The organism is Flavobacterium sp. F52, from assembly GCF_000278705.1.
Lineage (GTDB): Bacteria > Bacteroidota > Bacteroidia > Flavobacteriales > Flavobacteriaceae > Flavobacterium > Flavobacterium anhuiense.
Map to the genome: position 1 here is coordinate 20,852 of NZ_AKZQ01000007.1, position 13,817 is coordinate 34,668.

The 13,817-nt window shown below is 38.8% G+C and carries 3 protein-coding genes; all 3 read left to right on the forward strand.

Features of this window, described 5'->3' with window-relative positions:
* The first annotated feature begins 400 nt into the window (after nt 1-400).
* The 3 genes from FF52_RS03670 to FF52_RS03680 are packed head-to-tail and all read left to right on the forward strand — an operon-like array spanning nt 401 to nt 13,733.
* Nucleotides 401-10,804 (forward strand): T9SS C-terminal target domain-containing protein, encoded by a 10,404-nt coding sequence (locus tag FF52_RS03670; RefSeq protein WP_008463040.1) that lies wholly within the window; start codon nt 401-403, stop codon nt 10,802-10,804.
* A 47-nt stretch (nt 10,805-10,851) separates the two neighbouring features.
* A complete protein-coding gene (locus FF52_RS03675) occupies nt 10,852-11,784 on the forward strand; it encodes a type IX secretion system membrane protein PorP/SprF (protein WP_008463042.1) in 933 nt (310 codons plus the stop codon).
* 11 nt (nt 11,785-11,795) lie between these two features.
* The gene (locus tag FF52_RS03680) at nt 11,796-13,733 is read left to right on the forward strand and encodes an OmpA family protein (protein WP_008463044.1); all 1,938 of its coding nucleotides are present in this window, start codon (nt 11,796-11,798) and stop codon (nt 13,731-13,733) included.
* Nucleotides 13,734-13,817: the final 84 nt, after the last annotated feature.

Below are 13,817 nucleotides of genomic sequence, written 5' to 3' on the forward strand. Positions count from 1 at the left end.
CTAATCTAGCCTTGTAGCTTGATATTTTTAGGAATGACTAATCAACCTTCTCTAAAAAATGAATTGACTATATAGAATTCCCCAGTTCTACTTCGACTAAGAAATTTTCGTAATGAAAATTTGACCTACAACAAATCACTCCTCTGGGAAAACTGACAACAATCATTTTTCCTGAAAATGCAGAACTTATTTTGTCTCAGAGAGATCGAATTTGTTCTCCGGTATATTTTGGTATGCCGAACTCAGCATATTTTTTTTACTAAAACAGAGTTTGACAGCTTTTTTACAAGTTGCTGTATTTTGTTTTAACTGTTTGATTTTTAATTGATTGTTTAATTGCTTAAGTGCTTGCACTTATTGCAAGAGGTGTTTTATTGTCCATTTTCTAATCTTCCAAATTATGAAAAAAAAATTTACTTTTTGTAATCTCTTTCAAAAGAGATTATTGGGACTTTTAACTTTATTCTTTATATGTACTCATGCATTCTCTCAGACTATTTGTAGACCTGTGTCTCAGACAAATAGTACGGGAGGAGGACTTTTATGTATAGGAGTAGATGTTAATAGTCCAGCCAATGCTTATGATAGTGCTGGCTTATCAACTTATGCAACTCTAACAAATGGTGTTGGATTGCTAGGATGTTTCGCCGAAGAAACAATGACTTTGAACCAAACGGCACGAGCCGGTGACCAAATTGCTATTTACTTTGGTACGGGTAATGGTTTGCTTGATTTAAGTTTACTGTCAAATGCTTCGCTTCAAGCGAAAAATTCTGGAACAAATGTAGGTTCAAGTGTGGCTTTAAACAGTCCGCTTTTGAATTTAAACTTACTAAATGGCAATACTGTTGCTGTTGCAAAGTTTCCGATAACAGGCGATACCAACCAAATTCAAGTACAGGTTGGAGGTTTAGTAAGTCTCTTGGTAAATTTAAGAATTTATGATGTTAGATTAGAATTTGCACAGCCAACTGTAACAGGTGGTTTATCACAGACAGTTTGCGCTGGAGCTCCAACAACTCTTACCGCAACACCTGCGGCAGGCACTACATTAGCATGGTATAGCTCTGAATCTTCTACAACAGCTTTGGCGGTAGGAAATACGTATACAACTCCTGCCTTAACAGCAAATACGACATATTATATAGGAATAACTAGAGCAGCAGGGTGCGAAGGTAATGTTCGTGTACCTGTTGTTTTAAATGTTTCTAATCCGGTTGCACCTGCAATTAGTAACACAGGACTTACCGTTTGTTCTACAGGATCTACACAGCAGACTACTTTGTCAGTTGTAAATGCTGTTCCAGGAACAACTTATTCTTGGTATGCTACTTCAAGTGGAGGGACTGCATTAGCAACAGGTACGACTTATTCGCCAACTGTTCCTTTAGGAACTACTCCATTTTTTGTGGAAGGTTCAATAGGAAGCTGCATTAGTCCAACTCGTACTCAGGTTAATGTTGTTTCTACAGCTGTTCCAGCTACACCAACAGTTTTGACACAAAGTGTAACAATACAATCTGGTCAGAATGCAACTTTAAACGCAACAACTTCAGAAGTTGGGGCACAATTAAATTGGTATGAAACGGCTACTGGCGGAACTGCTGTTGCGACCAATACAGCCACTTTTACGACGCCAATTTTAACGACTACTAAAACCTATTATGTTGAAGCGCAAAGTCCAAATGGAAATTGTGTCAGTGCAACTAGAGTACCGGTTACTGTAACGGTTCAGCCAGCTTCACTTATGGGCTGTCTTGAAGCAGGAAGTCAGCAGATTACTCAAAACGGTTTGTGTTTATTATGTAGTTCTACAAATCCAAATTTTTCTGTAGATGGAAATACGGCAACTGCAACCCGATTAACTGTACCAGTTGGGTTAGTAAACGGGTATATTCAGCAGACATTACAATTTAATAATCCTGGAAAAGCAGGAGACATTGTTGATGTTGAATTAGAATTGCCAAGCGGTTTAGCTGATGTACAATTATTAAGCGCAGTTAGTTTAGCAACATATAATGGACTAACTTATAATAACGATCGAGTTGCTATAAATAATCCTCTTATTACTTTACAATTATTAAGTGGCAATAGATTTAGAGCAAGTGTTACGGCAGGAGCCAATTTTGATCGAGTAGAAATTCGATTAGGAGGATTGGCAACAGTTTTGACAAGTGTAGATATTTATCAGGCAGCATATAGATATAAGGCACCTACGATTACTGGAGATACAACTATTTGCAGTGGATCAAGTACAACGTTGACAGCTGCTCTTGCAGTAGGAGAAACTGTAAATTGGTATAGTGCTGCTACAGGAGGGACTTCGCTAGCTTCTACAGCTGCATTTACAACTCCTGCTTTAACTACACCAACGACTTATTATGTTGAGGTTACAAGAAATGGTTGTGTGAATAGCGAAAGAAATCCAATTCAAGTATTAATAGATAATCCTGTATTGCCTACTGTTACTGCTTCACCTACAACTATTTGTAGCGGTCAGACTACGACTTTAACTGTTCAGGCACCTGTTGCAGGTACTACATATAATTGGTACGATGCTGCTACAGGCGGTACTTTACTATTTACAGGTAATGCTTTTACGACTCCTGTATTAACTGTAAATACATCTTATTTTGTAGAAGCTGCTATCGGTGCATGTACAACTCCAACACGCACAACAGTAAATTTGACTGTTAGTCCAATACCTGCAACACCGACTTTTACAGCATCTAATGTAATTATTCAGTCTGGTCAGAGTGCTACATTGACGATTGCGAATCCAGATTCTGGAGTACGATATAATTGGTATGATGCGGCAACAAATGGAAATCTAGTAGCTAGTAATGTTACTTCCTTTACGACTCCAATATTAACAAGTAATCAAACTTATTATGTAGAGGCTTCTGATTTAACAACTGATTGCCCTAATACAGCAAGAGGAGTGGTTACGGTTACGGTAATAGCTAATGCTAGTACTTGTTTGCAGGCTAATTCTCAAGTATCATCAAATGATGGTATATTATGTGTATTATGTGCGCCTACAGACCCAAATAATGCCGTTGATGGTGATATTACTACTTTCTCACAGCTTAGTGTACCAGTTGGTGTGGGGGCTTACTTACAGCAACAATTGATTTTTCCAAATCCAGGTTTGGCAGGAGATATCATCGATGTTGATTTAGAAGTTCCAGGAGGGCTTTTAGATATAGGGGCATTATCTAATGTTACTCTTGCCACTTATAATGGTGCCACTTATAATAATGACAGAACAGCGGTAAATGGTGGTTTATTAAACATTCAATTATTATCTGGAAATAAATTTAAAGCTAGTTTCACAGCAACAGCGGCGTTTGACCGTATAGAAGTGCGATTGGGAGGTACTGCAACTTTATTAAGTAATTTATATATTTATCAAGCGGCTTATAGATATCCAAATGCTACAATTACTGGAGCTGCAGCACCAATTTGTGCTGGTCAGACAGCTAATTTATCTGCAACTTCAGGGGGAGGAGAAACTTTTGTATGGTATGATGCTCCAACAGGAGGAAATATTGTAACAGTATCTCCAACAGCAGCTCTATCAGCTACCACTACTTATTATTTAGAGGCAACTCGCGGAACTTGTATAAATAGCTTACGTCAAGCTGTGACAGTTAATGTTTTGCCAATACCGACTGCAGCAGATATTGTAATTACAAGTCCAGTTGAAGCGACTTGTACAGGAGAGGCGGTTTTAACCCCATCTTCTGCTATTGCAGGCGTTCAGTTCAAATATTATACAGATCAAAATAAAACTACAGAAATAGTAGACGGAAGTGTCATTGGCGGAGTAACATTCGTAAAAGATGCTCTTACAGGCGCTCTTTCATTAAGCGGTTTAACTGCTGCTGGAGCTCCTTATAATTATTATATCTCTGCATTAAATGGTGGTACTTGTGAAAACGTGAATGGAGATTTAAAACAAGTAACGGTTAATTTCCCTTCAACAACTCCTTTAACTGTTATTAGTACTCCATTGCAAGCTTGTGGAAGTGCTAATTTGGTAAATGCAATCACTAATTTTGATTCGACAGGAGCCACTACTTATACTTTTTACGATCCTTCAAATAATGTTATAACTGCCGATGCGGCTGCAAATATAACAGTAAGCGGAGTTTACTCTATAGAAGCACAAAGTGCAACAAGCACTTGTCCTTCAGCTAAACAATCTGTAACGGTAACAATTAATGCTCAACCAAGTTTGACAGTAACTACTCCGCAAGAATCTGTAAACGTTGGAACGGATGTTCCATTAAATGCAGTTTCTACGGGGACAATTACATGGTTTGATCCGCAAGGAAATCCAATTGCTGGACCTCCATTTACAACTGGCCCATTAAATATTCCGGGAATTTATACTTATACAGCTGTTGCAAGTGACGGAATTTGTACTACAACTGCAACTAAAATAATCAATGTAATTGACCTTACAAGCTGTCAAAACTTAACAGAACGAGTTTATGCTTCTGCACAATCTCAAGGTTCTATAATCACTGGAGGTGTTTCAAACGGTGCGAATGCAGTTGACGGAAATCCTCAGACATTCTCAACAATTACTACAGGTTTAGGACTTTTGGGAGTTGGTACAACATGGCAGAATTTAACTTGGTCTTCTCCTATTGCTAAAGGTACTCCAGTAACAGTAAAATTAGGTTCTGAATATAGTTTATTGGCTGTTGGCCAGAATTTATCAGTAGTTGGAACTATTGGAGGAACTCCTATCGGCGCAATGCAGCCTGTTTCTGGGTCATTGTTAAATCTGATTTCAGGAGATAATACATATGAATTTACTTTTGTTCCTTCAGATGCATCTGGACCACAAGATTATGATGGTATTCGTATTCAATCAGCCTCACTTTTAAGTGTTGCTCAAAATACAAAAGTATTTGATGCTCATTATAATAAACCTGTTACAGCAGTAACTTGTACTTCAGGAGATATTCAGGATATTTTTTATGGTGCAACAGATTTAGGAATCGGAGCAGCAACTGCATTGGTAGGAGTAAGTGATGCTTGGAATATTGCTGACAATGATGTGACTACTTTTGCAACAATGTATAGCGGAGCAGGAGTCTTAGCGGCTGCAGATTTAACAGCGCAATTTAAAACACCTTCTGTTCTTAGTGATACTTTAAGAATTGTGATTTCTAAACCGGGAACTCTTTTAAGTGTTAATGCACTTACAGGGTTTTCAATTCAGCGCTATTTAGGAAATGTGGCAGTTGGTGCTCCAATTCAAAATACAAGTACATTGTTGAGTGTAAAATTATTGCCTGGGAATTCTTTGGCAATGGTATTAGTATCTTCTCCAACAGAAATTTACGATAGAGTTAGAATTCGTTTAGGAGGTGTTGCAGGTGTACTAGATTTCTTAAGAGTTCATACTGTAGAAAGAACAGCCAATACAACTGTCATTGGAGCAGATCCGCAGAATAAAATAACGGTCTGTCCAGGATCTGATATTACGCTTCAAATACCCGAAGTGGCTTGCTCTACTTATCGATGGTACGATGCAGAAATAGGAGGAAATTTGGTTGCAAGCGGACCGACTTTTACGGTGCCAGATAATTTAACTGCAGGAATCTACAGATATTATGTGCAGCCGGTACGCTATGGTTGTGAAAATTACGCAAGAGGAGAAGTTACTGTTGAAGTGAAAGCTTCTGCTCCATTAAATGCTTTAACAGATATTACTTTGAATGGAGGAACAGCAACATCAATTTGTTCTGCTTCTGGAACTGTAACTTTAGCGACAAGCTTAAGCGGAACGCCAGTTTTAACAAATCCTGTTTACCACTGGTATCGTTTTGATGGAACGACCAGCCAGTTAATCCCAGGTGAAACGACTGCACAATTGGTAGTAAACGGATTGGCTCCTGGAACTTATACTTATTTTGTTGGAGTGAGTTCAGATGAATTGTGTGAAACTGCAGCTGCGGACAGAAAACAAATTACATTCACTATTTTGCCTCCTTCAACAGTAAACGATATTACAGTTGACGATGTAACAGTTTGTAATGGTGTTCCGGCATCTTTAACTCCGTCAGCACCAACATTAACTAGTCCAGTATTCACTTGGTACTTAGAAGCTAATAAAACACAGCCAATTACAAATGGAGCTGTAATAGCAGGAGTTACTTATGCTATAGATGCTGCAGGTGTATTAACCGCTACAGGTTTAACAAAAGCGGTAAGTCCGATAACGTATTATGTAGCTGTTGCTAGCACTAATACCTGCGAAAATTTAGCAGGAACATTGCAAGATGCGGTAATTATTATTAGTGATCCAAATACGCCAACAACTACAAATAGTACTCAGAATTTCTGTTTGTCTTCTGCGTCTACAGTTGCAAATATTCAAGTAAATGAAAGCAATGTGATTTGGTACGATGCAGCAGTAGGAGGAAACGTAATTGCTTCAACTACTCCATTAGTAAGCAGAATTTATTATGGAGCAGCAACTGATGCGGTTACTGGCTGTGAAAGCTCTGTAAGATTGGAAGTAACAGTAAATGTAAACGATCCAGGAACTCCGACTTTAGTAACTGCAGGAGTGCAAAATTTCTGTCAGGAAGATCAGCCAACATTTGCAAGCGTTCAGTTTAATGAAGCAAACATCGTTTGGTATACGGCATTAACAGGCGGAACATTGATTCCATCTACTACAGCTCTGACAACAGGCCAGTATTTTGCGGCAATCTCAGATCCGACAACAGGCTGCGAGAGCGCCACAAGATTGACAGTCGATGTGATTGTAAACGATCCGGGAACACCGACACTGGTGACTGCGGGAACACAAAACTTCTGTCTGGCAAATGCACCGACATTTGCAAGCGTTCAGTTTAATGAAACTAATATCGTTTGGTATACAGCAATAACAGGCGGAACAGTTATAGCTCCAGCAACAGCTTTGACAACAGGCCAGTATTTTGCGGCAATCTCAGATCCGACAACAGGCTGCGAGAGCGCCACAAGATTGACGGTCGATGTTATTGTAAATGATCCGGGGACACCAACATTGGTGACTGCGGGAACACAAAACTTCTGTCTGGCAAATGCACCGACATTTGCAAGCATTCAGTTTAATGAAACTAGTATCGTTTGGTATACAGCAATAACAGGCGGAACAGTACTTGCTCCAACAACAGCTTTGACAACAGGCCAGTATTTTGCGTCAATCTCAGATCCGACAACAGGCTGCGAGAGCGCTACGAGATTAACAGTTGATGTGATTGTAAGCGATCCGGGTACGCCAACATTGGTGACTGCAGGAACTCAAAACTTCTGTCTGGCAAATGCACCGACATTTGCAAGCGTTCAGTTTAATGAATCGAACATCGTTTGGTATACAGCTATAACAGGCGGAACAGTGATTGCGCCAGCAACAGCTTTAACAACAGGCCAGTATTTTGCGTCAATCTCAGATCCGACAACAGGCTGCGAGAGCGCCACAAGATTGACGGTTGATGTGATTGTAAACGATCCGGGAACACCGACACTGGTGACTGCAGGAACACAAAGTTTCTGTAAAGAAGATCTTCCAACATTTGCGAGCGTTCAGTTTAATGAATCGAACATAGTTTGGTATACGGCATTAACAGGCGGAACATTGATTCCATCTGCTACAGCTCTGACAACAGGCCAGTATTTTGCTGCAATCTCAGATCCGACAACAGGCTGTGAGAGCGCTATAAGATTGACGGTCGATGTGATTGTAAATGATCCGGGTACGCCAACATTGGTGACAGCGGGAACGCAAAACTTCTGTCTGGCAAATGCGCCGACATTTGCAAGCGTTCAGTTTAATGAATCGAACATCGTTTGGTATACGGCATTAACAGGCGGAACATTGATTCCATCTACTACAGCTCTGACAACAGGCCAGTATTTTGCAGCGATTAGCGATCAGACAACAGGCTGCGAGAGCGCTACAAGATTGACGGTCGATGTGATTGTAAATGATCCTGGAACACCAACATTGGTGACTGCTGGAACTCAAAACTTCTGTCTGGCAAATGCACCGACATTTGCAAGCGTTCAGTTTAATGAATCGAACATCGTTTGGTATACAGCAATAACAGGGGGAACAGTGATTGCGCCAACAACAGCTTTGACAACAGGCCAATATTTTGCGGCAATCTCAGATCCGACAACAGGCTGCGAGAGCGTTTCAAGATTGACGGTTGATGTGATTGTAAGCGATCCGGGTACGCCAACACTGGTGACAGCGGGAACTCAAAACTTCTGTCTGGCAAATGCACCGACATTTGCGGGCGTTCAGTTTAATGAATCGAACATCGTTTGGTATACAGCTATAACAGGCGGAACAGTAATTGCGCCGACAACAGCCTTAACAACAGGCCAGTATTTTGCAGTCATCTCAGATCCAACAACAGGCTGCGAGAGCGCTACAAGATTGACAGTTGATGTGATTGTAAATGATCCAGGAACGCCGACATTGGTGACAGCGGGAACGCAAAACTTCTGTCTGGCAAATGCTCCGACATTTGCAAGCATTCAGACAAACGAGACTAATATTGTCTGGTATACAGCAATAACAGGCGGAACAGTTATAGCTCCAACAACAGCTTTGACAACAGGCCAGTATTTTGCGGCAATCTCAGATCCGACAACAGGCTGCGAGAGCGCTGTAAGATTGACGGTTGGTGTGATTGTAAGCGATCCGGGTACGCCAACACTGGTGACTGCTGGAACTCAAAACTTCTGTGTGGCAAATGCTCCGACATTTGCGAGCGTTCAGTTTAATGAAACTAATATCGTTTGGTATACAGCTTCAACAGGCGGAACAGTAATTGCTCCAACAACAGCCTTGACAACAGGACAGTATTTTGCGTCAATCTCAGATCCGACAACAGGCTGTGAAAGTGCTTCAAGATTAACTGTTAACATAACTGTGTCAGATCCTGCAACACCAACAACAAACGCTTCGGCACAAACTTTTTGTACAGGAGCAAATCCGACAGTGGCTAATATTCAAGTGAATGAAAGCAATGTAGTTTGGTATACAACTCAAACGGGAGGAACAACTTTAGCTTCTACAGCTGCGCTAACTACGCAAACTTATTTTGGAGCAATTAAGGATCCGGTAACAGGATGCGAAAGCAGTATAAGATTACAAGTAGCTGTAACGGTTGGTAATACAATAAACCCAACAACAAACAATACAGCGCAGACTTTTTGTTCTGCAAACTCTCCGACAATTGCAAATATTCAAGTAAACGAAAGCAATGTAACATGGTATACAGCTGCAACTGGAGGAACAGCAATTCCTGCAGGAACGGCTCTTACTTCTGGAATATATTTTGGAAATATTGTTGATCCAGCAGGTTGCGAAAGCTCAACTCGTCTTCTGGTAACAGTAACAGTAGCCGATCCAAGTCCAACACCGACGACAGCTAATACAACTCAAAACTTCTGTACTTTAAATTCGCCAACTGTGGCAAATATTCAAGTAAACGAAGCAAATGTTGTTTGGTATAGCACAGCAACAGGAGGAACAGCAATTCCGCCAACAACAGCGCTTGTTACAGGCACCTATTATGGAGCAGTTTCAAGTGCTATAGGTTGCGAAAATCCAGTAAGATTGGCTGTTACGGTAAATGTAAATTCACCAAGTGTAATTACAACACCAAGAACAACACAGACATTCTGTTTATCTGCTTTGCCAACATTAGCTAATATTTTGGTAAACGAACCAAATGTGGTTTGGTATGCGTCTGCAACTGGTGGAACTCCATTAGCAAATACCACTCCGCTTACGGCAACTACTTATTATGCAGGGGCGTTAGCTAATACATTTAATGGTTGTGATAACGGACCAAGATTAGGAATTACCATTGCATTTGAAAATGATGCTGCAGTTCAGCTTACTTCTACAGACGATACTCCATGTGTATTCAAAAGTGTAACTTATTCAATTGCAAATGGAAAATCTAATTATGTATGGACTATTAACGGAGGTACTATTATTTCAGGAGGTGGTACAAACGATGGATCTGTAACCGTTTCTTGGTCAGACATCGGACCAGGAACAGTAACAGTAGCTTATGTTAACAATTGTGACGAAAGAACAATGAAGACTTTAAATGTTACTGTAGCAAGCTGTTCAGATTTAACGATTACTCATACAGTTGATAATCCAACTCCAAATTTTGGTGATCAGGTAACCTTTACTATCACAGTGAATAATGTAGGAGAAGGCGATTTCATAAATACTATTGTAAGTGATTTACTTCCTAGCGGTTTGCAATTAGTTAGTTCATCTGCAACATCAGGAACATATGATCCAGCGACGCAGCTTTGGACAATACCAACGCTAAATGCAGGTCAGAGTGTAGTATTAACAATTGTTGCAGAAGTATTGCCAAACGGTAATTATACAAGTGTAGCAACTGTGGAAACTTCAACTCCTTTAGATGTTGATGCTTCAAACAATTCAGCTTCAGTTACATTAGAACCAATTTGTTTAACGGTTTACAATGAGTTTACTCCAAATAATGATGGTAAAAATGACTTGTTCAGAATAGACTGTATTGAGTCTTATCCAAACAACGAGCTGCGAGTATTTAACAGATACGGAGCGTTAGTGTATAGTAAAGCACATTATGAAAATGATTGGAACGGAACAGCTAATGTATCCGGTGTAGTTAATAGAGGAGATATGCTGCCAACAGGTACTTATTTTTATGTGATAACCATTGGAGATGGAACGGTTAAAAAAGGCTGGTTGTCTATCATGAGATAACCCACTTCTATTAATCATCTAATTAATTAAACTAAATAAGTATCGTTATGAAACTATATATAAAATCATTAGAAACATATTTCATTTTAATATGTTCTTTTATTACGGTTTGCGCTTCGGCACAACAAGATCCCGAATATACGCAGTATATGTATAATACTATGGCGGTAAATCCAGCGTATGCTGGATCTACCGGAACCATAGAGGCAGCACTTTTATATCGTTCGCAATGGGTAGGAATGCCAGGCGCTCCAGAAACACAATCTTTTTCTGTTCATTCTCCACTTAGAAATGAAAAACTAGGAGTAGGTTTAAGCGTTGTAAATGATAAAATTGGCCCTTCAAATGAGCTGTATCTGGATGGAAATTTCTCTTATTCAATACCTCTTGGCTACGAACAAAGATTGGCGTTTGGTGTAAAAGCGGGTACAAGGATGTTAAACATCGATTGGTCTAAAGGGAGATATTACGATGATGATGATGTTTTGTTAAATCAGAACATTAACAATCAGATGAAATTAGCAGTAGGAGCAGGGGTTTACTATTATACAGAAAAATGGTATGTAGGATTCTCTATTCCGAGTTTTATTCAGAATGATTACTATGACGATGTTCGTGAATCTATTGATTATGATCGTATGCATTACTATTTAATGGGAGGTTATGTTTTTGATTTGAATCCAAATTTGAAATTTAAACCAGCATTTTTAGTGAAAGCAGTAAGCGGGGCTCCCATCACTGCAGATATATCGGCAAATTTCATGATTCAAGAAAAGTTTGTTATAGGAGGAGCGTATCGAACAGATGATTCGATAGCTATACTGGCAGGTTTTCAAATTTCACCAAGTTTCTTTCTTGGATATTCTTTTGATTACACTGTAAGCGAATTGAACAAATACAACGATGGTTCTCACGAATTCATCTTGCGTTATCAATTTGTTCAAAAACAAAGTAAAATTAAATCTCCTCGATTCTTCTAAAAACAAAACTTATGAGAAAACTATATATCCTATGTTTAATTTTGAGCGTTACTTTTAGTTTCGCTCAAAAAACTAACTTAAAGAAAGCTGATGCTTTGTTTAGAAGCTTTTCTTATCTGGATGCTTCCAAAGCTTACGAAGAATGCTTGCAAAACATAAAAGATCCATCAGCGCAGACTTTGAAGAATGCGGCAGATTCTTATTATTTTATTTCTGATTCTAGAAATGCACTAAAATGGTATAAAAAATTATATGAAGTGCAGGGAAATAATCTGACTGATATTTACTATTTGCGTTACATTCAATCTATGAAAGCAGTTATGGATTATGATGAGGCAGATAAAATCACAAAAGAATACCTGAATAAAAAAGGAGATAAAGCAGAAATTAACCGATATGTTGCCCAAAAGAAGTACATGGACAGCGTTGCGAAGGCAAAACCTCTTTATACCATTAAAAATTTAGATATTAATACGAGTAAATCAGATTTTGGAGCTACATTTTTCAAAGATAACATCGTATTTACATCGGCTCGCGATACGACGAAGTTTAGTGAGAAATTGTATACTTGGAACAATCAGCCTTTTCTAAATCTGTATATCGCAGAAAGAAATCCGGCAGATGGAAGTTTATTCAACGAAACGGTTTTTCTTCCAAATGTAATGACTAAATATCACGAAGCAACTGCAAGTTTTGACAGTCAGGGAAAAACGATTTATTATTCGACCAATATTGTAAAGAAAAACAAATTGGTTGTTGATGAAGCGAGGGTAAATAATTTCCAGATTGTCAAAGGATCCATCGTCAATAATAAATTAGAAAATCCAGAAAAAGTGTTTTTTGATAGTGACGATTATTCTGTTGGACATCCGTCATTAAGCGAAGATGGAAAATTGCTTTTCTTTGCTTCAGATATGCCAGGCGGACATGGAGAAACCGATTTGTACATGGTAAAAATTGCGGCAGACGGCACAATGAGTTCGCCTCAGAATCTCGGCCCTAATATTAATACTATTGGGAATGAGGTATTTCCATTCTTTCAAAACGGAGTTTTATATTTTTCTTCTGACGGACACTACGGCTGGGGAGATTTGGATGTTTACGAAAGTAAGCTTCAGGCAGATGGAACTTTTTCAGTGCCAAAAAACCTTGGAGCGCCTATCAATAGCAACAAAGACGATTTTTCTTTTATCATTGACAAAACAGATGCTTACGGCTATTTCTCTTCAAATAGAGCAGGAGGCAAAGGAGACGATGATATTTATTCTTTTGTAAAAGGAAAACCAGTTTGCAAACAAAGTATTTCTGGAATGGCAATAGATCGTAAAACGAAAAAACCTTTAGCAGATGTCACTATAATGGCGTACAACTCTTTTAGTGAAGTTTTAGGCGAAACCAAAACAAATTTTGATGGAAAATATGCTATTGAAGTTCCTTGTAACAAAGTAGTCAAAATGATTGCTGCAAAACCAAATTACAGTAGTGACGATAAAACTGTGGAAACCACCGATCAGAATGGAGGCGAAATAAAAGATGTCAATTTTGAGCTGAGCAATTACGATGATTTGGTTGTTAAAAAACAAGGAGTAGAAAAAGTAGATGTAAATCCGATTTATTTTGATTACGACAAGTATGACATTACGCCAAAAGCAGTAGAAGAATTATCTAAGGTTGTGTTCATCATGCAGAAATTCCCAAACATCAGAATCAAAATTGAATCTCATACCGATTCGCGTGGAAAAGATTCGTACAACTTGAAACTTTCAGACAATAGAGCAAAATCAACTCGAGATTATATCCTTTCGCAAGGCATAGATGCTTCTAGAATTGAAAGTGCCATTGGGTATGGAGAAACCCGATTAATTAATAAATGCAAAAATGGTGTAAAATGTTCTGAGGAAGAACATCTCTTAAATAGACGTTCAGACTTTATCATTATTCAAAAATAATTTTATATTTTAGCTGTAAAATATTGATTTTCAGTTAAAAATATAAAACGTCGAAACCATTTGGAAGTTGGTTTTTTTTAATTC